Genomic DNA, 20,327 nt, shown 5'->3' with positions numbered 1-20,327 from the left:
ACGCGCGCGGGGGCGGAACGGGATGCGCCCCGTTCCGCCCCCGTCCCGCCCCCGCGGAGTCCGCCCTCGGGCTAGAGCGCGCCGGTCGTGCGCCACCCGCCGTGATACTCGCTGCGCGCCGTCTCCGCGTACGGCGTCGGGCTCACGATGGCGCGCACCGAGATCTGCTCGTGCGGCTCGACCGTCGTCTTGCCCGAGCCCCCGTCCGGCTCGCCCCACACCACGCGCACCTCGGCGCCGATCGGGACGTCGCGGTCGACCGTGGCGAGCGACAGCCCGCGCTTCTCGTTCGCGGTGACGCCCGTGAAGAGCGAGAGCCCCACGGTATTGCCGTCGGCGTCGATGACGGCGTCGAAGTTCGAGGAGCCGTAGTTCGCGTTCGGCAGGTCGAAGAACTGGTACCCCGGCCCCTCGCGGTCGATCACCGAGGTGAGGATCTTCGCGAGATCCTCGTCGTTCCAGGCCAGCGTGACCTTCTTCCGGCTGCGCTCCGCGTCGATCTTCTCGAGCGCCTCGCGGCCGATGAAGTCGTGGTCGAACTTCACGAAGGAGCCGTAGCCGAGCTCCCAGGGGTTCAGATAGTAGTCCTCGATGTTCTCGGAGACGAAGGAGCCGGCCACGGCGTTGATCGCCTCGTAGCTGTCGACCCCGAGCCACTCCCGATAGGGCCGCTCGGCCTCGCTCGTGTAGATGGCGGGGAGCGGCGAGGGGATCCAGCCGGACTCGAGGGTGTTGGAGGAGTAGGCGCGCGAACCGCAGGGCTCGATGCCGAACTCGGCCCCGGCCTCGAGGATCGCCGCGCGGATCTTCTCGTGCTGCGCGTAGGGGCCCCAGAGTTCGAGTCCCGGAGCGCCGGCCATGCCGTGGCGGAGCGTCCGCACGGTCTCGCCGGCAATCGTGAGGGTGCCCATGTGGAAGAACTTCACCTGCTCGAGCGGTCCGCCGTTGAGCTTCTCGATGATCGACCAGGCCTTCGGCCCCTGGATCTGGAAGCGGTAGTACTCCCGGCTCACGGCGTGGCCGTAGGGGCGGGAGGGCGAGCGGTCGTCGTAGCGGTACTCGAGGTCGTAGCCACCGGTCTCCGCATGGAACTGCAGCCAGTTGGCGCCCGGGGCGCGACCGACGTAGACGTACTCGTCCTCGGCCTCGTGGAACAGGATCCCGTCGCCGATCACGCCGCCGTTCGAGGCGACCGGGACGAACTGCTTCGCGGTGTTCACCGGGAAGTTCGCGAAGGAGTTGATGCCGGTACGGCTCAGCAGCTTCAGCGCATCCGGTCCCTTCATGAAGAAATTGACCATGTGGTGGGTCTGGTCGAACAGCACCGCGCTCTCGCGCCAGGCCTTCTGCTCGCGGCGCCAGTTGCTGAACTCGGCCGGCACCACGGGGTAGATGTAGGTCCCCAGCCGGGAGTTGCGCAGCATCTCGACCACACCGCCGTGCTCATCGATCAGTTCCTGCAGGTTCTTCGCCATCGTGTCCTCGACTTCCTTGTCTGCATCGCTCCAGCGGACGCTGCGGGGCCCCTCCATCGGCGAGAGGCGACTTCCCTCTCTCCATAGTGCTTTTGGTCGCCAGAATTGTCAACAAAATCTTGACGAATCATTTCCCCTGTGCTTCGCTGGAGGCGACTGAGAGGATCACACATGGCTGCAACGACTCCGTCCCTTCTGGTGGTGAGCGCCCACGCGGGCGACTTCGTCTGGCGCGCGGGCGGCGCGATCGCCGCGGCGGCGCTGCGGGGCGAGCGGGCGACCGTCGTGTGCCTCTCCTACGGCGAGCGCGGCGAGTCGGCGAGCCAGTGGCTGGCCGGCAAATCCCTCGCCGACATCAAGGAGATCCGCCGCGCCGAGGCCGAAGCCGCCGCTGCCGCGCTCGGCGCGGACATCGAGTTCCTCGACCTCGGCGACTATCCGCTCCTCGAATCCCCCGAGGCGGTCGCACGACTCGTCGACGTGTACCGCAGGGTGCAGCCGACGGTGGTGCTCACCCATCCGCTCGCGGATCCGTACAACGGCGACCACCCCGCCGCGGCGCGCATGGCGCTGCAGGCCCGCGTGCTCGCTCAGGCCATCGGCGTCGCGAACAGCGATGGCAGCTTCCCGAGCCGCGAGGAGATCATCGGCGCGCCCCCCGTCTTCTTCTTCGAACCGCACCAGCCGGAGCAGTGCGACTTCAAGCCGAACGTGCTGCTCGACATCACTGAGGCGTTCGCGCGCAAGCGCGCCGCCATGGAGTGCCTGCCCGCGCAGAAGCACATGTGGGAGTACTACACGCAGCTCGCGATCCGTCGCGGCGTGCAGGTGAAGCGCAACGCCGGCCCGAACCTCGGGCTGCCGCACGACACCATGGGCGAGGCCTACATGCGCTACTTCCCGCAGGTCACCGGGGAGCTCGCGTGAGCGCGGGGGCCGGGCGGCTCGGCGTCGTCGTCACGGACATCGCGCGCGCCGACGCCGAGATCGTCGCCCGCCTCGGCGCGCACGGCGTGGCCACGGTGCACGAGGCGATGGGCCGCCAGGGCCTCGTCGGGCGTGCGATCGCCCCGATCCAGCGCGGGGCGCGGATCGCGGGATCCGCCGTCACCGCGCTCTGCTGGCCGGGGGACAATCTCATGATCCATGCGGCGGTCGAGCAGTGCGCCCCGGGCGACGTGCTCGTCGTCGCGACGACGTCGCCGTCGGGCGACGGGGCCTTCGGAGACCTGTTCGCGACGGCGCTGCGCGCGCGCGGCGTGCACGGACTCGTCACCTCCACCGGCGTCCGCGACACCGCCGATCTGCGCGAACTGGGCTTCCCGGCCTGGGCGGGATCGGTGCACGCGCAGGGCACCGTGAAGGCGACGGCGGGATCCGTCAACGTGCCGGTCGTCGTCGAGGGCGCGCTCGTGCGCCCGGGCGACGTCGTCGTCGCCGACGACGACGGGGTCGTGTGCGTGCCGCGCGAGCGGGCCGCCGAGGTGCTCGCGGCCGCGGACGCGCGCACCGCGAAGGAGGCGGCGGATCGCGACGCCTACGCCGCGGGCGAGCTGAGCCTCGACCGCAAGGGGCTGCGAGCGCTGCTCGCGGAGCTCGGCGTCCGCTACGTCTCGCAGGCAGAACTTGACGCGGAGGCCGGGCCGCGGTGACCGCCACCGCTCGGGGCGGCGCGGTCGCGGGCGGCGTCGAGCCCGCGACCGACGGGCTGCCGTGCATGCTCATGCGCGGCGGCACCTCGAAGGGCGCCTACTTCCTCGCGGACGACCTGCCGGCCGAGCCCGCGGAACGCGACGCGCTCGTACTGCGCGTCATGGGAAGCCCCGACGAGCGGCAGATCGACGGTCTCGGCGGCGCCCACCCCCTCACGAGCAAGGTCGCCATCGTCTCTCCGTCGAAGACGCCCGGCATCGACGTGGACTACCTCTTCCTCCAGGTCGGGGTCGACACGGCGCGCGTGTCCGACGCCCAGACCTGCGGCAATCTGCTCGCCGGCGTCGGGCCCTTCGCGGTGGAGCGCGGGCTCGTGCGGCCGCAGGAGGGCCGGACGGCGGTCCGGATCCGGCTCCTCAACACGGGGGACACCGCGACCGCGAGCTTCGCGACCCGCGACGGGCGCGTCGTCTACGACGGCGACCAGGCCATCGACGGCGTGCCGGGGACGGCCGCGCCGATCGAGATCGAGATGGGCGGCGCCGGGGATCCCGCGCCGCTGCTCCCGAGCGGCCGCGCCGTCGACGAGATCCTCGGCACCCGCGTCACGCTCGTGAACGGAGGCATGCCCGTCGTGCTGCTCGACGCCGCGGACTTCGGGCTGAGCGGAGCGGAATCCCCCGAGGCGCTCGAGGCGGACGGCGCGCTGACCGCCCGGCTCGAGGCGATCCGACTCGCCGCCGGACCGCTCATGGGCCTCGGCGACGTGACCGAGCAGACCGTCCCCAAGATGTTCCTGCTCTCCCCGCCCCGCGCGGGCGGAGCGATCGCCACCCGCGCCTTCATCCCGCACCGGGTCCACCCCTCGATCGGCGTGCTCATGGCCGCGTCGGTGGCCGCGGGCATCCGCATCCCCGACACCGTCGGCCACGCCCTCGCCGAGGTCCCCGAGGGCGCCCGCGTGCCCGTGGAGCACCCCGGCGGGGTGTTCGACGCGCTCGTGCTCGTCGAGGACCGCCCCGGCGTCGGCCCCGTCGCGAGCTACTCGGCGAACCTCCGCACCGCCCGCAAGATCTTCGACGGACGGGTCTTCCCCCGCCCGCGACCGTGACCCAGACTCGAACTCCACGACCCGAACCGCACGCCGTCAGAGAGGACCGCACCATGACCGATTCCACCGCCTTCGACGTCGCCCACATCGGCAACGTCGAGCTGCTCACCCCGAAGTTCGACGAGAGCCTCTGGTTCTTCCGCGACCTCCTCGCGATGCGCGTGGTGGCGACGGAGGGCGACAGCGCCTACCTGCGCACCTGGGACGAGTACCAGCAGTACACCATCAAGCTCACCGCATCCGAGGCGGCGGGCGTGGGGCGGACCTCGTTCCGCACCTCCAGCCAGGAGGCGCTCGAGCGCCGGGTCGCCGCGATCGAGCGCCTCGGGCTCGGCGAGGGCTGGGTGGACGGCGAGGTGGGCATCGGACCGACCTTCGCCTTCCGCGACCCCGACGGGCACGCGATGTCCATCTACTACGAGACGGAGCGCTACGTCGCCGGCGACGAGGACCGCCCGGCGCTCAAGAACCAGGCGTCGGCGTTCCCCGGCCGCGGCGTCAACGCGCGCCGCCTCGACCACATCAACTACCTCGGCAAGGACGTCGAGGCCAACGGCGCCTTCCTCGCCGACGCGCTCGGCATGCGCGAGAGCGAGCGCATCCGCCTCGACAACGGCAAGTTCGCGGCGTGGTGGTTCCACTTCGGCCTGAAGTCGTACGACGTCGTCTACAGCGACGACTGGACGAAGCACGGCAACCGCCTGCACCACATCGCGTTCGCGCCCGACACGCGCGAGGACATCCTGAAGGCGGCGGACATCTTCCTCGAGAACGGCATCCACATCGAGTCGGGGCCGCACAAGCACGCCATCAACCAGACGTTCTTCCTCTACGTGTGGGAACCGGGCGGCAACCGCATCGAGTTCGCGAACGCCGGTGCCCGGCTGCTCCTCGACCCGGATCAGCCGGTCGTCGAGTGGAGCGAGGAGGAGCGCAAGAAGGGCCAGGCCTGGGGCATGAAGACCATCGAGAGTTTCCATACGCACGGCACCCCGGTGGTCTGAGGCCGCGGCGCGCCCCATCGGTCGGTGATGCGGCTTCGGTGAGCCGCCTGGCGCCCAGGCGGCTCACCGAAGCCGCATCACCGACCGAAGCCGCATCGCGGCGCTCCCGATCCCCGACCGAGCCGGATCGAGGCGGTCACTCCTCGGCGCCGAGGAAGCGGGCGAACTCCCGCTCGAGCACGGGCTTCGGCTGCGCGCCGCGCACCGTCGCCGCGACCTCGCCCCCCGCGAAGACGAGGACCGCCGGGATCGAGATGATGCGGTAGCGCCCGGCGACCTCGCGGTTCTCGTCGACGTTCACCTTGACCACGTCGACGCGATCCGCGTACTCCACCGCGAGCTGCTCGAGCACCGGCGACAGGCGTCGGCACGGCCCGCACCACTCGGCCCAGAAATCGACGATCACGGGCTTCTCCGCCTGCAGCACGGCCTCCGCGAACGTCGCGTCGGTCACATCGGTCACGAGCGTCATGACCCCTCCTTCACGTAGGTGAGCGCGTTCTTGTACTCCCCGACGGGGATCCGCCCCGCGGCGAGCGCCTCGATGCCGACCCGCACCCGGAGCCGGCGTCGGATCTCCTCCTCCGCCCGCCGCAGCGTCTCGCGGACGCCCGACGCGTCGAGCCCCGGCCGCAGCTCCGCCTCCAGCGGGATCGGATCGTCGAAGCGCACCTGGGACGCCGTGTCCTTGCGGATCCGCATCGTCCCCGTGAGCGCCGCCCCGGCGACGTCGAGCGCGACCTCGCGGATCGCCGACGGGTAGACGTTCATGGCCTTGTAGATGAGCATGTCGTCCGTGCGGCCGACGCAGCGCACGGTCGGCGCGGTCCGGCCGCAGGCGCACGCGACGCCCGTCACCTGGAGCTGATCGCCCGAGCGGAAACGGACCACGGCGAACGCCTCGCGCCGCAGCGTCGTGTACACGGCCTCGCCCGTCGCGCCGGGCTCCCACGGCACGCGCTCCTCGGTCGCGGGATCGATGAGTTCCACGAGCACGTCCGGTGCGGCGGTGAAATGCATCCCCTGACCGACCGCGCACTCCGCCCAGAGCGCGGGGAGCACGTCTCCGAGGCCCATGAATTCGCTCACGCGGGTCGCCCCCCAGGCGTCCATGATGCCCTGGCGGATGTGCGGCACCCCGGCCCCGGGCTCGCCTCCGGCGATCACGGTGCGCACCGAGAGCCCGCTCGCCGGCCGTCCGAGCTCCTCGGCGCAGCGCTGCGCGAAGTGCGCCGAGAACGAGGCCGTGGCCACGAGCACGCTCACCCGCAGCCGCTCCATCGCCATCGCCATCCGGGGCGTGGTCTGCCCGCCGATCCACGCGAGGGTTCCCCCGGCCTCGCGGATGCCGTCGGCGTAGGGCAGCCCCCCGGCGACGATCGCCATCCCCGTGGTGTGGGCGACGACCTCGCCCGGGCCGACACCCGCGGTGCGGTAAGCGTTCGCGATGGCGCGGTCCCAGCGCCTGCGGTCCTCGCGGGTGAGGCCGAAGTAGGTCGGCGCGCCCGTGGTGCCCGAGGAACTCGTGATCTGCGCGAGCTCGTGCCGGTCGACGAGCTGGAACGCCCCGAGCGGCTGCGCCTCGCTCGTCTCGCTCTGCGCGGCGCGCAGCTCGTCCTTCCGGGTGAAGGGGACGTCGAGCAGCCCGAGGTCGGTCATGGTCCCGGACACGGAGGCGAGTCGATCGCGCCACACGGAGTGCGACCGCAGGCGCTCCACCATGCCGTCGAATGCGCGCAACTGCCGCTCCCGCTGCTCCGCCCACGGCAGCGTGTCCTGCTCCGGGTCCCACAGGGGGTGCTCGGCCATGTCAGCCCTCCTCGTCGTCGGATCCACCGGCCTGGCCGCGATTCGAGATCGCGAACCCCCCGCCGTCGACGGGCAGCACGTGTCCGCTGATCCACCGCGCCTGCGCCGTGCACAGGAAGAACGCGGCCGAGGCGATGTCCCAGACGTTCCCCTCCGTCTGCAGTGCGACGTTGCGCCGCCGGACCTCCCGCTGCTCCTCGCTCATGCCCCGGGCGGCGAAGGCGCCCCAGATCATGCCGACCCGCACGCAATTGGCGCGGATGCCCCGCTCGGCGAGGGACCCCGCAGCGCCGAGCGTGAGCTTCTCGAGCGCGGTCTTGGCGACGCCGTACGGCGTCCCCGGTCCCCGGCCCTCGGCGGCTCCCGACGAGATGGTGACGATCGCGCCGCCGCGGCGCAGGTGCGGCTGCGCGTGTCGGATGAGCGACCATGCCGACATGAAGTTCAGGTCGAGCGCGGCGTGGAACTCCTCGGGGCCGACGTCGAGGAGGCTGCGCACGCTGCCGCCGCCGATGGAGTCCGCAAGCACGTCGATGCGACCGAAGCGCTCGTGCAGGGCGGCGATGGCCCGGCGCACCGAGTCGTCGTCGGTGACGTCGACGGTGAACGCCTCGGCCTCGCAGCCGGCCGCGCGGATCGCTGCCACCGCGCGCTCGGCGCACGCGGCATCGCGGTCGAGCACCGCGACGCGCGCGCCGTTGCGCGCGCACAGCCAGGCGATCGCGAACCCCACGCCGCCGGCGGGGCCGCTGAGGCCTCCGCCCGCGACGACCGCGACGGCGTCGGGGAGCCAGGGCCCCGCGGCGGTGGCGAGCGGATCGGCGGTCGCCTGCGCCCAGTTCTCATCGGTCATGGTGCGTGCACTTCCTTCGTGTGATCGGCGGGGCCGCGCCGCGGCGCGCCCGCGGGTCGGGATGGGGATCAGAGCGGGGTGTGGCAGGAGACCAGCTGGCCGTCGCCGAGCTCCCGGAGCCGCGGCTCCTCCTCGGCGCAGCGATCGTGCGCGAGGGGGCAGCGGGTGCGGAAGCGGCAGCCGCTCGGCGGATGCAGCGGCGACGGCGGGTCCCCCTGCAGCGGCACCGGGCGCCGGGCGATCCCGGTCAGCGGGTCGAGCCCGGGGATCGAGTCGAGCAGCGCACGGGTGTACGGGTGACGCGGACGCTCGTACAGCCGCTCGGCGGCACCGATCTCGGCGAGCTGCCCGAGGTGCATGACCGCGACGCGATCGCTGATCTGCTTCACGGTGGCCAGGTCGTGGGCGATGAAGATGCAGGCCACTCCGAGCTCGGTCCTGAGCTTCTCGAAGAGGTTGAGCACCTGCGCCTGGATGAGCACGTCGAGCGAGGAGATCGCCTCGTCGCAGATGATGAGCGCCGGGTTCACGGCGATGGCGCGAGCGATGGCGACCCGCTGCGCCTGTCCGCCGGAGAGCTCGATCGGGCGGCGCTTCGCGTACAGCCCCGGCTCGAGCCCCACGAAGTCGAGCAGTTCTCGCACGCGGGCCGCACGGGCGGCGGCGCCGAGGTCGGTGTGCCCCCGCAGCGGTTCGGCGACGACCTCCTCCACCCGCCAGCGGGGGTTCAGCGAGCCGAACGGATCCTGATAGACCATCTGCATGTCCGAGCGCAGACGGCCGAGCTCGCGCCGACGCAGGCCGACCATCTCCCGGCCTTGGAACACCACGGAGCCCGCCGTGGGCCGTTCGACCTGGATGATCGCCCGGGCGAGCGTGCTCTTGCCCGATCCGGTCTCCCCGACGATGCCGAGCGTCTCGCCCGGCATGAGATCGAAGGAGACGTCGGAGACCGCGTGGACCACCTCGCCCTTGACCCCGCCGGGGCCGCGGGTCTCGAACTCCTGCACGAGTCCCCGGACGGACAGCAGCGGTTCTCCCGCGGTCCGCGTCCCGGCCTCGACCGGTCGCGTCTGCGTCGTGCTCATCGTGCGTCCTCCTCGGCCGTTCGCGGATCGCCGGCGAGGCCGACGGGGTGGTGGCATGCGTACCAGTGCGCGGACTCGTGCTCCTCGAGCGGGGGCGCCTCGGCGCACGCCGCCGTGGCGAAGGCGCAGCGCGGCCGGAAGCTGCAGCCGACGATCGGCCGGCTGAGATCCGGCGGCTGCCCGTCGATCACGGCGAGCGGGGTGTGCGGCGGGTTGGCGAGCTGCGGCACGGCGCCGAGCAGCGCGTGCGTGTACGGCATGCGCACGTTGCGGAACAGCTGAGCGGCGTCGGCGCGTTCGACGATCCGACCGGCGTACATCACGAGCACCTCGTCCGCGTAGCTGGCGGCGAGGCCGAGGTCGTGGCTGATGAGGATCACGGCGGTGCCCAGTCGATCCTGCAGATCGAGCAGCAGCTCCATGATCTGGGCCTGGGTCGTGACGTCGAGCGCGGTCGTGGCCTCGTCGGCGATGAGTACTTTGGGCGACGCCGCGAGCCCGATCGCGATCATCACGCGCTGGCGCATGCCGCCCGAGAGCTGATGCGGGTACTCGTGGAAGCGGCGCTCCGCGGCCGGCAGCCGCACCAGTCGCAGCAGCTCGACCGCGCGCTCGGCGGCGGCGCGCTTGTCGACGCCGCCGTGGGCGCGCACCGCCTCGGCGACCTGGGCGCCGACGGCCATCGTCGGATTCAGCGAGCGCGCCGGATCCTGGAACACCATGGCCACCTCGCTGCCGCGCACCCGTCGCATGGCCGGCTCGCCCAGCCCGACGAGCTGGGTGCCGCCGATCCGCGCGGAGCCCTCGACGAAGGCGCTCGGGGGCAGCAGCCCCATGAGCGCGCGCACGCCGACCGACTTGCCGGAACCGGACTCGCCGATGATGGCGAGCATGCGCCCGGGGTAGGCGTCGTACGACACCCCGTTCACGGCGTGCACCGTGCGCCCGCCCCGGGAGAAGGTGACCCGCAGGTCCCGCACGGAGAGCACGGGCTCCCTCCGCTCCGCGTCGTCGTCGCGCACCGCCGCGGTCGTCGTCATCGTCGCCTCGTTCATCGTCCGCTCATCTCGTCTCGTACGTTGTCGCCCAGCAGGTTGAACGCGAGCACCGTGACGAGCAGCGCGAGGCTCGGCCACAGCACCAGCAGCGGGGTGGCCGAGAGCGACTGCTGGCCCTCGAAGATCATGTTCCCCCAGCTCGGCTGGGGCGCCGGGATGCCGAGTCCGAGGAAGCTCAGCGCGCCCTCGGTGACGATCATGATGCCCATGCCGAGCATCACGAAGTTCAGCAGTTGCGGGGCGATGCCGGGGGCGATGTGCCGCAGCAGGATGCGCCATCCCGGGGTTCCGCTGAGCTCCGCCGCCTGGATGTAGGGCATGCTCAGCACCCGCAGCGTCGCCGAGCGCGCGATTCGGGCCACCGCGGGGACGCTGAAGACGGTGAGCGCGAGGATCGTGTTGGGCAGGCTCGGTCCGAGCGTCTGCGCGATCGCGATGGTGAGCACGAGCGAGGGGAAGGCGATGAGCACGTCGAGGCCGCGCATGATGATGGTGTCGGTGCGGCCCCCGCAGTATGCGGAGACGGTGCCGATGCATCCGCCGATGGCGAGCCCGATGACGTTCGTCGCGATGGCCACCGTGAGCGAGGCCCGACCGCCGTAGACGAGCCGCGAGAGCACGTCGTTGCCGTTGACGTCGGTGCCCAGCGGGTGACCGGGCGAACCGGGCGGCAGCGAGCTGTCGAGCACGCTGCCGCCGACGGGGGGCTGCAGCGGGAGCACGAACGGCCCAAGGAAGCACACGGCGAGCAGCAGCAGCACGAAGCCCAGCGGGACGCCGACGACGATGCGTCGACGGAGGCGGTCCACGCGGATGCTGCGCCCGACAGCACGGATCGGGGTCGCCTTGGTGACTGCGGAGGTCTCAATGACTGCCATAGCGGATCCTCGGGTCGAGTACTGCGTACATCACGTCCACGAACAGATTGGCGAACACCGCGACCGCGGCGAAGATGAAGACGCACGCCTGGACGACGGCGACGTCTCGGGACATGGCGCCCTGCAGCATCATCGTGCCCATGCCGGGCATCGCGAAGATCTGCTCGATGATGACGGTGCCGCCGACGAGCACCCCGATGTTCAGCCCCACGAGCGTGAGCAGACCGAAGGAGGAGTTGCGGAAGGCGTGCACCCAGAGCACCCGCCACGGCCCCAGCCCCTTCGCCCGCGCCGTCTCCACGTAGTCGGCCGTATTGATCTGCTCGACGAGGTCGCCGCGCAGGAACCGGGCGTAGAAGCAGGCGAGGGGGATCGAGAGCGCGAGCACGGGCAGGGTCACCGAGCGCAGGTTCGGCAGCAGCCCGTCGGCCAGCGGCACGTAGCCGATCGCGGGCAAGGAGCGCAGCAGCACCGCGAAGACCAGCACGAGCAGCAGCGCCAGCACGTAGTTCGGGATCGCAAGCAGGGTCATGGACGACACCATCACCGCGCGGTCGAAGAGCCCGCCGGGCTTCCGCGCCGCCATGAGCGCGACCGGCAGGGCCACCGCGAGCGACACGATGAAGGCGAGCAGCACGATCTCGAGCGTCACCGGCATCCGCTCGGCGAGCATCGAGGACACGGTCTGCCCGCTCACGGAGGATCGTCCGAGGTCCCCGCCCAGCGCTCCGAGCAGCCAGCCGAGGTAGCGCTCGACCGCGGGACGGTCGAGGCCCATCTGGGCGCGGAGCGCCGCGACCTCCTCCTCGCTCGCATCCATCCCCGCCTGATTGCGGGCGGGGTCGCCCGGCATCGCTTCGAGCAGCGCGAACACGAGGACGCTGATGGCGAGCAGCAGCGGGATCGCGATGAGCACTCGACGCGCCACGAGCCGGGCGAGCGGCGAGGCCGCCGCCCGGCCCAGGGCGCCCCGGGTCCGGGCCGGCCGCTCCGCGACGGTCTCGACGGTCACTGCTCGACCCAGACCTCGTCGTAGAGCACCGCGGTGTTCACCGCGAGCGCCGGGATCGGCGTGGTGAGGCCGGGCCCGTGCACCCCGGCCCGGGCGACCTGCGCCGGCGAGAAGGCCATGCCGAAGGGGCCGTAGGCCTCATCGGAGATGATCTTCGCCGCCTCCTGGTAGCGCACCCTCCGCTCGTCCTGATCGATCGTCGCGACGGCGCTCGCGAGCACGTCGTCCAGCTCGGTGCGCAATCCGCGCTCGAGCGCGTCGGCGGACGTCGAGGCGCCCTCGGGCAGGGGCGTCCCGCTGTAGGGCGAGGTGGAGCCGAACCGCACATCGACGCCGATGCCGGCCGCGGGCTCCCAGGCTCCCGCGGTCTGGAGCATGGACTCCCAGTCACCGCTCGTGAACTTCGTGATGACGTCGCCGAGCGGCTTCGCCTCGATGGCGACGTCGATGCCGGCCTCTCCCCACTGCTGCTGCAGGGCCGTCGTCACGGAGCGCGCCGTGACGATGTCGGTCGTGCCGAGCTCGACCGTGAGCCCGCCGAGCTCATCCACCAGCTCGGCGGCCTTCTCGGGGTCGTACTCCCGGTAGCCCGCGACCTCGGGTTCCCAGAAGAGACCGCCCGACGCCGTGAAGGACTGGCTCATGTCGCCCTCGCCGTTGAAGAGCCCCTCGTTGATCGCGCCGAAGTCGGTCGCGTAGTAGATGGCCTCGCGGGCCCGCCGGTCGTCGAACGGCGGCTTGCGGGTGTTCAGCTGCACGACGTAGGGCGAGGTCGGCGCGCCGGGGGTCACGGTGACGTCGGGATTGCCCTGGGCCTGGCCGATGAGCGTCACCGAGCTGAGCCCCTCGATCGCGTCGCCCTGGCCGGACTGCAGGGTCTGGTAGGCGACCTGATCGCCGGCGACCGACTGGAAGGTGAGCCCGTCGAGGTAGGGCTGCCCCTCCTTGAAGTAGTTCGGGTTGCGCTCGAGCTCGAGGCGGTCGCTCAGGCTGTTCTTCACGACCACGAATGGGCCGGCGGCCACCGGTTTCTCCGCGAACTCCTCCGCGCCGAGCTCCGCGTACGCCGTCGGCGAGGCGATGAAGTTCATGTTGGTGCCCGGCAGGCTGTTGACGAGCGCGCCGTTGACGGCGGCGAGGTGGATCTCGAGGGTCCGGTCGTCGACGGCGACGATCGCCCCCAGGCGCTGCATGACGAGGTCGCGGTCCACGTCCTCGGGCAGCGCGGCGAACAGCTCGTCGAGGAACGCCTGCTCGAGCTCCGGCGTCTCCCGTTCGAGGTCGAGCGACAGCCGCGGCGCGGAGACGCTCCCGGAACTCAGTGCGCGGATCCAGTTCCAGAGCACCGCTCGCGCGTCGAGCGGTGTGCCGTCGCTGAACTCGATGCCCTCGCGGAGCGTCACCGTGAGCGTGAGCCCGTCCTCGGAGTACTCGTAGCTTTCGGCCTGGTCGGGGACGACCTCGGCGTCGCTGCCGTCCTCCGCGGCCTCGATGCGGAACAGGCCCCCGAAGATCGCGCTGTTCTGCCCCATGTTGGCGCCGACCGAGCTGCTCGTCGCCGGGTCGAGTCCGGTCGGCCAGCCGCCGCTGAAGCCGGCGTCGAGCAGCACGGTGATCGCGCCGCCGCTCTGCGGATCGCCGCCGCCGGTCGAACCGGCGCCCGAGGCGCCCGGAGACGTGCAGGCCGCGGCGCCGAGCATGAGGGCGAGGGTCGCCGCGAGGGCGCCGGCGCGGCGCCCGCTGCGGCGGGGTCGGGAAGCGGTGATGTTCACGATTCGATCTCCTTTGATCAGGGCGGGAGGCGCTTCGGCCGTCGATCCCCGGTCTCCCTCCGGGTCCGTCGTCGCTCCCGTATCAGACAGTCTGAAGAGGCCGGCGGCCCCCCAGTCGATGACTTCCATGGGGCGGAAGCCCGTGGCCCGGGGTCACCCCCGGGTGTCGCGGCCCAGCCAGCGCAGCGCGTTCACCGAGCTGATCGCGCGCCAGTCGGCGTCCTCCAGGCCCATCTCGCGCAGCGTCCGGGCGATGGGTTCCTCCCGCAGCATCGCGGGGAAATCGGAGCCGACGAGCAGCCGGTCGGCGCCGAGCAGCTCGATGAGGTACCGGATCGTGCGGTGGTCGAACACCATCGAGTCGTAGTAGAAGCGCCGCGCCAGCTCGAGCGGCGACGGCCCGTCGTCCGGCATCACCGCGCGCGCGGGGTCCGGCGGGCCCTCGTTCCAGGCTCCGCCCCAGAAATAGGCGGCCCGCGGCAGCATCATCGCGAAGCCGCCGGCGGCGTGGCTGAAGGAGATCCTGAGCTCGGGGCACGCCGCGGCGGTCCCTCCGAGGATCATGGAGGCCGCCGCGAACATCCCCTCGATCCCGACCACATAGGTCCCCATGGCCGCGGGCGGGAGCCGGTCCATCGGCGCCGGCATGGCGTGCACGAAGACCGCGAGCCCGAGGCGCTCCGCCTCGCGGAAGAACGGCAGGAAGCGCTCGTCGCCGATCGACCGGCCGAGGATGTTCGAGGCGATCTCCACGCCGGCGAGGCCGAGCTCGCGGAACCCCGCGAGCTCGGCGGTCGCCGCGTCCGGGTCCTGCAGGGGGACCATGCCGAGGCCGTGGAGGCGCTCGGGCGCGTGGGCCAGCAGCTCCGCCGTGTAGGCGTTGACGTGACGGGCGAGCGCCAGGCCGTCGGCGGGCGGCAGGTCGTAGCGCAGGAGCGGCGGCATGGGGCTGAGCACCTCGGCGTCGACCCCCGAACGGTCCATCTCCTCGATCCGTCGCTCGGCGTCGAAGAAGGCGTCGCGGGCGCGGAAGCGCAGCTGATCGAAGACGAGCAGCCGGTCGCGACTGCCCGGGATCGGCTCCATGCGGGGGAGGCCGGAGGGCGCATCGCCGGGGAAGCGCCCCGGAAGCAGGTGCGCGTGCGCGTCGATGATCATCGCGATCCCCCCGTCGCTGAGCCGGGATGCACCGAGACGTGGATGGCCGGGTCGTCCCCCGCGTCGGCCGCGAGGGTCTCGATCGCGAGTCCGACCTCATCGAGCCCGAAGGTATGGGTGTGCAGCTTCTCCAGCGGCACGGTGCCGGATTCGAGGATCTGGATCGCGCGCCGGTTCGCGGCGGCATCGACGCCGAAGGCGCCCTTCACCGTGATCGCCCGGTTGATGATGAGATCCGTGACGAGCGGGATCTCGCGGTTGCCCTTGAGGCCGGCCAGCACCACGCGGCCGCCGTGCCTGACCGACTGCAGCGCGTCCGTGATGGGCAGCGCGGCCATGGGCGTGAGGTCGACCGCGACGTCGACGCCCGCTCCCCCGGTGAGGTCGCGCACGGCGTCGGCCACGCTGCCGAACCCCTCCTCGTCGACGACGAGCGTGTGGTCGGCGCCGAGCTCTCTCGCCACCGCGAGCTTGTGCCGGTCCGAGGACAGCCCGGTGACGATCACGGTGCCGGCGCCCGCGGCCTTCGCCGCGATTACCGCGGCGAGCCCGCGCTGCCCGGGGCCGAGGACGAGCAGCGAGTCGCCGAGTCCCACGCCGCCGAGCTGCACGGCCCACCGCACACCGGCCCCGAGGGGGTTGTACAGCGCCGCGATCTCGATCGGGAGGGCGGGGTCGATCCGATGCATCACCGTGTTCGGCGACAGGTACAGGTGCTCGGCGAAGCCGCCCCAGAGGCTCGGTGCGACGTCGATGCCCGTCACGCCGTGCCCGAACTTGCGGAAGCGGCAGGCCTGGTAGGCGCCCGTCAGGCAATCCGCGCACGATCGGCACGGGACCACGACCTCGAGGGCGACGCGGTCGCCCGGCTCGACGCCCCAGCGCTCGGCCGCGCGCTCGCCGACCTCTTCGACGATGCCGACCGGCTCGTGCCCGGGGACGAACGGCCGGGGGTTCATCACGATGTTGCCGTGGTAGATCTCGATGTCGCTGCCGCAGATGCCGTTCGCCTCGACGCGCAGCAGCCCGTCGTCCGGTCCGATCCTCGGCCGCCGGAACTCCCGCATCTCGATCGTCCTCGGCGCCACCTGCACGGCGGCCCGCACCGTCCCGCTCATCGTCCGCTCCCTTCCGGTTCCGCCGTGGTCGTCCGAGTGTCCGGTCCGCGACGGATGGGCACGGAGGTGCCCGACCAGTTCGCGAAGAACCGCACGACCATCGAGATGCCCGCGGTGCGGGATCCGGCCACGGCGATGAGGATGTTCTCCGGCCCGAGCGGCGGCAGCGTCCGCTGGAAGGACTCGGGGGGGTCGGCGCTGCCGGGTGAGCGCACGCCGTTCTCGTCGGCGCGGTCCTTTCCGGCAGCCGCGAGCTGGGCCGTGCTCCTGCCGCTGCGCTCCGCGAGCCACTCCGCGACGGCGCGCCGGTCGTAGCCGCCGGCGGCGAGCCGGCTCGCGTGCTCGGGGCAGAGGATGACGCCGACCATGGCGTGCTTGAAGATCCACGCGCCCGATCGCCCGATCGTGTCCGCGAAGTCGCCGAGCAGCTGCTCGGGGTCGGAGGTGTGCCGGTTGTCGACGTACTCGCAGGTGCGCAGCAGCGTCGCCGTCACGGCGTCGCCCGGCACTCCGAGCTCCGCGGCCAACGGGGGCCACGGGCTCTCCTCCTCGTTCTCGGCGACGCAGATCGACCAGCGGCCAGGGAGCCCCTGGGTCGCCTGCTCGAGCTCGTGCGGATGGATGCCGAAGGCGTTGCGCACGATCAGCCCGATCGCCCGGGCGACGGTCGCGTTGGCCCGGAATCCGGGACCGAACGCGCCCCCGGTGCTGTTGAAGCCGAGCTCCCCGCGGATCGGGCCGTTCACGAGGATGATCGGAGCCGGCCCGCTCGTGGACTGCCACCCGCCGCCGACGGCGCCGCGCTCGAGCATGAGCGCCTCCCACGCGGCGAGGACGACGGGGAAGTACTCGGGCAGGCACCCGGCCATCGCCGCATTGATGGCGGCGAGCTCCACCGTGACGGAACGGTCCACCTGCGGCAGGTGGCCGATGACCTCGTCGGGGTCGCGGCCCGCGACCGCGAGGAAGCGGTCGACGAGCTCGCGGGACGCCGGCACGAGCGGCAGCCCGTCGGACCAGCCCGCGTCGTAGCACTCCTCGATCGCCGCGCGCGCGAGATCGGGATCGATCCCGACGCGCGCCGTCATGCGACGGCTCCCGTCTCGAGCGCCGCGACGATCCCCGGCACCGCCGCGCGGGCGCGCTCGTCGACCTCCTCGGGGGTGAGCACCGCCACCGGATGGCCGGTCGTCACCCAGGTGTAGTCCGGCATGCCCTGCAGGCGCGCCATCGTGCTGCCCGTCGCGGCGAAGGCGTCCGTGAGCACGACCGCGGCGGGCAGCCCGGCGCGCTGGAACGCGATGCCGTCGGTGACGGCCGCCGCGCTGCAGGAGCCGCAGTCGCCCACGCCGCCGATCACGGCGTCGCAGCGCTCGGCGAAGCGGTCGATGACCTCCTGCTCGAGCGGCACCGAGAAGTTCCGCTTCACCTCGACGAGGGCGACCTCGGCCCCGTAGTCAGCGCGCAGCCGCGCGGCCACCCGTTCGAGGAAGAGCCCCGCATTGTGCTTCGTGTTGTCCAGGAGGCCGATGCGCGCCCCCTGCAGGCTCGACAGTCGCGGTCGGGGCGCGTCGGCGCCGTGCGGGGCGCGCCTGGACCGCCCCGTGGGGTCGAGAATGGGATTGGACATGAGTCGTTCCTCCGTCGTGGCCGGGGTCCGGCGCCTAGTGGTCGTGGGTGATGATGCCCCGGATGTTCCGTCCCGCGACGAGGTCCCGGTAGGCGTCGTTGACCTGATCCAGCGTGTAGCGCCGCGTGATGAGCTCGTCGAGCTTGAGGTCTCCCGAGCGGTAGAGCCCGAGGAGCTTCGGGATGTCGTACAGGGGATTGCAGTCCCCGAAGAGCGCGCCGCGGATCTGCCGCTGGTAGCTGATGAGCATCCCGGCGTGGACGTGCACCGCCCGCTCGCTCAGGTGGCCCACCGACGTGATGACCACCTTCCCGCCCTTGCCGGTCATGAGCACGGCGGCGTTCACCATCTCCTCGGTGGTCGCGTCCGCCGTGATGATGACCTTGTCCGCGAGCTGCCCCCAGGTCGTCTCGACGACGAACTCGCGGGCCTCGGCGGCCGTGGCGAAGGCGTGGGTGGCCCCGAAGATGCGGCTGTGCTCGCGCTTGAACTCGACCGGGTCGACGACGATGACGTTCTTGGCGCCCGCGAACCGCGCGCCCTGGACGGCGTTGCTGCCGACGCCGCCCGCGCCGAAGACGACGACGGTGTCGCCCGCGCGCACCTCCCCGGCGTTGACGGCGGAGCCCCAGCCCGTGGGCACACCGCAGCCGACCAGGGAGCCGAGCTCGAACGGGATGTCGTCGGGGAGCGGGACCGCCGCCCACTCCGAGACGACCGCGTACTCGGAGAAGGTGCCGAGCGAGCAGAAGCCCCCGTAATCCTGCCCCGCTCCGTGGAAGCGGTAGCTGCCGTCGAGGAACATGCCGGTGCCGGCGTTGAGTCCCTTGACGCACATGTTCTGGTGCCCGGTGGAGCAGGGACGGCAGGCGCCGCAGGCGGGGATGTAGGAGCAGACGACCCGATCGCCCGGCCGCACGCGGCGGACGTTCGGGCCGACCGACTCGACGATGCCGGCACCCTCGTGGCCGCCCACGATCGGGAAGCGGACCGGGGCGTCCCCCGCGGTGATGTGGTGGTCGGAGTGGCACAGCCCGGAGGCGGCGAACTTGATGCGGACCTCGTGCTCGCGCGGATCGTCGAGCTGCAGCTCGGTGATCCGCCAGTCCTCGTGCGCCTCGTGGGCGACGGCCGCACGGGTGGTGATGGTGGCCATGATGGGTCCTCTCAGAGCTGGGGCGCCGCGGCGCCGCGCAGGGAAACGGTTTTGACCTGGGTCCAGTCGAGCACCGAGTCGGCGCCCATCGTCCGGCCGAAGCCGCTCTTCTTGTAGCCGCCGAACGGGCCCCCGATGACGCCGGAGCCCAGCGCGTTGTTCACGCCGATCTGGCCGGCCTCGATCCGGCGGCTCATGCGCACGGCGACCCCGACGTCCTGCGTCCACACCGAGGCGACCAGGCCGTAGTCCGTGCCGTTCGCGACCTCGACGGCCTCGGCCTCGTCGTCGACGGCGATCACGGAGAGCACGGGGCCGAAGATCTCCTCCCGGGCGATGCGCATGTCGGGGGACACGCCGTCGAAGAGCGTCGGCTGCACGAAGAAACCGCGCGCGAAGTCCTCGCCTGCGGGCCGGCCGCCGCCGGTCACGAGCTCAGCGCCCCCGCGCTTGCCCTCCTCGATGTACCCGAGCACCCGCTCGTGCTGCCGCCCGTTGATGAGCGGGCCCATGTTCACCGGCTGATGCCAGGGCCCCACGGAGACCGTCTCCATCTGGGCGGCGAGCCGGTCGACGAGCTCGGCGTGGATGCTGCGGTGCACGATCACCCGGGAGCCCGCGGCGCAGATCTGCCCGGTGTTCAGCGTGATCCCCGTGACCATCGCGGGTACGGCGACGTCGAGGTCGGCGTCGGGGAAGACCAGCTGCGGGGACTTGCCGCCCAGCTCGAGGTGCAGCGGCGTCAGGTTCTTGGCGCAGGCCTCCATGACGGCCGCGCCGGTCGCCGGCGAGCCCGTGAAGCCGACGCGACGGATCCGGGGATGCGCGGGGATCGCTGCGCCGGCCTCGCGGCCCAGCCCGGTCACGACGTTGATGACCCCGGCGGGCACCCCGGCCCGGAGCGCCAGCTTCGCGAGCGCGAGACCGATGAGCGGCGCGTCCTCGGCCGGCTTGATGACGATCGCGTTGCCCGCGGCGATGGCCGAGGCGACCTCGGTGACGAACATCGGGCCCGGGGCGTTCCAGGGGATGATGGCGCCGACCACGCCGAAGGGCTCCCGCAGCGTCATGCCGAGCGTGTCGGGCTGGTAGGTGGGCAGCGAGAGGCCCTGCACCTTGTCGGCCTGCCCCGCGATGAAGCGGATCTGCCCGGCCATCGGGGAGAGGCCCCAGTGCGGCCGCCCCACCTCCTGCGACTCGATCTGGTCGAGCGCATCGGCGTGCTCCTCGACGAGCGCGGCCCAGCGGAAGAGCGCGGCGGCCCGGGCCGTGGCGTGGGTGTCGCGCCACCCCGGCAGTGCCCGCTCGGCGGCCTGCACCGCGCGTTCCACATCCTCCGCGCCGCCGCGCGGCACGCTCGCGATGAGCTCGCCGTTCGCGGGGTTGATGACGTCGATGAGCTCGCCGCCCGCGGCGGGGACCCAGTCCCCGCCGATGAGCTGAGCCCGGTCCACGATGAGCTCGCCGTCGAGCTCGGTGATGGTGTCCATGTCCTGCTTCCTCTTTCCTCGTCGAATGGATCCGCCGACGCGGTCGTGCGGGGCGGCGCGGC

19 protein-coding genes are annotated in these 20,327 nt (G+C 72.1%); 4 read left to right on the top strand and 15 right to left on the bottom strand.

Annotation, left to right across the window (positions count from 1 at the left end; translation table 11 throughout):
• Positions 1-71: 71 nt before the first annotated feature.
• Positions 72-1,475, bottom strand: a complete 1,404-nt coding sequence (gene ligM, locus MUN78_RS00550) for a vanillate/3-O-methylgallate O-demethylase (RefSeq protein WP_244729965.1) — start codon at positions 1,473-1,475, stop codon at positions 72-74.
• Positions 1,476-1,646: 171 nt separating this feature from the next.
• Here ligM and MUN78_RS00545 point away from each other — a divergent pair, with 171 nt between their 5' ends.
• Genes MUN78_RS00545 through MUN78_RS00530 form a run of 4 tightly spaced genes read left to right on the top strand, consistent with a single transcriptional unit; the run spans position 1,647 to position 5,243 of the window.
• A complete protein-coding gene (locus tag MUN78_RS00545; protein WP_244692405.1) occupies positions 1,647-2,402 on the top strand; it encodes a PIG-L deacetylase family protein in 756 nt (251 codons plus the stop codon).
• Positions 2,399-3,127: a 4-carboxy-4-hydroxy-2-oxoadipate aldolase/oxaloacetate decarboxylase gene (locus tag MUN78_RS00540; RefSeq protein WP_244728097.1), complete on the top strand. Its 729-nt coding sequence runs from the start codon at positions 2,399-2,401 to the stop codon at positions 3,125-3,127. The genes MUN78_RS00545 and MUN78_RS00540 overlap by 4 nt, the downstream gene beginning before the upstream one ends.
• Positions 3,124-4,239: a 4-oxalomesaconate tautomerase gene (locus tag MUN78_RS00535; protein ID WP_244728095.1), complete on the top strand. Its 1,116-nt coding sequence runs from the start codon at positions 3,124-3,126 to the stop codon at positions 4,237-4,239. Before MUN78_RS00540 ends, MUN78_RS00535 begins: the two co-directional genes overlap by 4 nt.
• Before the next feature lie 53 nt (positions 4,240-4,292).
• Positions 4,293-5,243: a VOC family protein gene (locus tag MUN78_RS00530; RefSeq protein WP_244692402.1), complete on the top strand. Its 951-nt coding sequence runs from the start codon at positions 4,293-4,295 to the stop codon at positions 5,241-5,243.
• Positions 5,244-5,379: 136 nt separating this feature from the next.
• Here MUN78_RS00530 and trxA read toward each other — a convergent pair whose 3' ends face one another.
• The 14 genes from trxA to MUN78_RS00460 all read right to left on the bottom strand — a co-directional run bounded on the left by trxA (position 5,380) and on the right by MUN78_RS00460 (position 20,265).
• Complete coding sequence (trxA, locus tag MUN78_RS00525; protein ID WP_244728093.1) at positions 5,380-5,715, bottom strand: thioredoxin; 336 nt, start codon at positions 5,713-5,715, stop codon at positions 5,380-5,382.
• Positions 5,712-7,052: a phenylacetate--CoA ligase family protein gene (locus MUN78_RS00520; protein WP_244728091.1), complete on the bottom strand. Its 1,341-nt coding sequence runs from the start codon at positions 7,050-7,052 to the stop codon at positions 5,712-5,714. The genes trxA and MUN78_RS00520 overlap by 4 nt, the downstream gene beginning before the upstream one ends.
• Before the next feature lies 1 nt (position 7,053).
• Positions 7,054-7,905, bottom strand: coding sequence for an SDR family NAD(P)-dependent oxidoreductase (locus MUN78_RS00515; RefSeq protein ID WP_244728089.1), 852 nt, complete (start codon positions 7,903-7,905; stop codon positions 7,054-7,056).
• A gap of 68 nt (positions 7,906-7,973) precedes the next feature.
• Positions 7,974-8,993 carry an ABC transporter ATP-binding protein gene (locus MUN78_RS00510; RefSeq protein ID WP_244728087.1) on the bottom strand — a complete coding sequence of 340 codons (1,020 nt, stop codon included), beginning with the start codon at positions 8,991-8,993 and terminating at the stop codon, positions 7,974-7,976.
• Positions 8,990-10,048 carry an ABC transporter ATP-binding protein gene (locus tag MUN78_RS00505; protein ID WP_244728085.1) on the bottom strand — a complete coding sequence of 353 codons (1,059 nt, stop codon included), beginning with the start codon at positions 10,046-10,048 and terminating at the stop codon, positions 8,990-8,992. The genes MUN78_RS00510 and MUN78_RS00505 overlap by 4 nt, the downstream gene beginning before the upstream one ends.
• Positions 10,045-10,929 carry an ABC transporter permease gene (locus MUN78_RS00500; RefSeq protein WP_244692397.1) on the bottom strand — a complete coding sequence of 295 codons (885 nt, stop codon included), beginning with the start codon at positions 10,927-10,929 and terminating at the stop codon, positions 10,045-10,047. The genes MUN78_RS00505 and MUN78_RS00500 overlap by 4 nt, the downstream gene beginning before the upstream one ends.
• Positions 10,916-11,941, bottom strand: coding sequence for an ABC transporter permease (locus tag MUN78_RS00495; protein ID WP_244692396.1), 1,026 nt, complete (start codon positions 11,939-11,941; stop codon positions 10,916-10,918). Before MUN78_RS00495 ends, MUN78_RS00500 begins: the two co-directional genes overlap by 14 nt.
• Positions 11,938-13,713 carry an ABC transporter substrate-binding protein gene (locus MUN78_RS00490; protein WP_244692395.1) on the bottom strand — a complete coding sequence of 592 codons (1,776 nt, stop codon included), beginning with the start codon at positions 13,711-13,713 and terminating at the stop codon, positions 11,938-11,940. Before MUN78_RS00490 ends, MUN78_RS00495 begins: the two co-directional genes overlap by 4 nt.
• 153 nt (positions 13,714-13,866) lie before the next feature.
• Entirely contained in the window at positions 13,867-14,871 is a 1,005-nt protein-coding gene (locus tag MUN78_RS00485; RefSeq protein ID WP_244728084.1) for an amidohydrolase family protein, read from the bottom strand.
• A complete protein-coding gene (locus tag MUN78_RS00480) occupies positions 14,868-15,989 on the bottom strand; it encodes a zinc-dependent alcohol dehydrogenase (protein WP_244728082.1) in 1,122 nt (373 codons plus the stop codon). The genes MUN78_RS00485 and MUN78_RS00480 overlap by 4 nt, the downstream gene beginning before the upstream one ends.
• Positions 15,986-17,077: a hypothetical protein gene (locus MUN78_RS00475; protein WP_244728080.1), complete on the bottom strand. Its 1,092-nt coding sequence runs from the start codon at positions 17,075-17,077 to the stop codon at positions 15,986-15,988. The genes MUN78_RS00480 and MUN78_RS00475 overlap by 4 nt, the downstream gene beginning before the upstream one ends.
• Positions 17,074-17,619 (bottom strand): UGSC family (seleno)protein, encoded by a 546-nt coding sequence (locus MUN78_RS00470; protein WP_244728078.1) that lies wholly within the window; start codon positions 17,617-17,619, stop codon positions 17,074-17,076. The genes MUN78_RS00475 and MUN78_RS00470 overlap by 4 nt, the downstream gene beginning before the upstream one ends.
• A gap of 34 nt (positions 17,620-17,653) precedes the next feature.
• Positions 17,654-18,775, bottom strand: a complete 1,122-nt coding sequence (locus MUN78_RS00465; RefSeq protein ID WP_244728076.1) for an NDMA-dependent alcohol dehydrogenase — start codon at positions 18,773-18,775, stop codon at positions 17,654-17,656.
• Positions 18,776-18,786: 11 nt separating this feature from the next.
• Positions 18,787-20,265 (bottom strand): aldehyde dehydrogenase family protein, encoded by a 1,479-nt coding sequence (locus MUN78_RS00460; RefSeq protein WP_244728074.1) that lies wholly within the window; start codon positions 20,263-20,265, stop codon positions 18,787-18,789.
• Between the last annotated feature and the right edge of the window lie 62 nt (positions 20,266-20,327).

Source organism: Leucobacter allii, assembly GCF_022919155.1.
In the GTDB taxonomy this organism is placed as follows: Bacteria; Actinomycetota; Actinomycetes; order Actinomycetales; family Microbacteriaceae; genus Leucobacter; species Leucobacter allii.
Note: the sequence above shows the minus strand (reverse complement) of the source record. Positions and strands in the feature narration are given on the sequence as shown.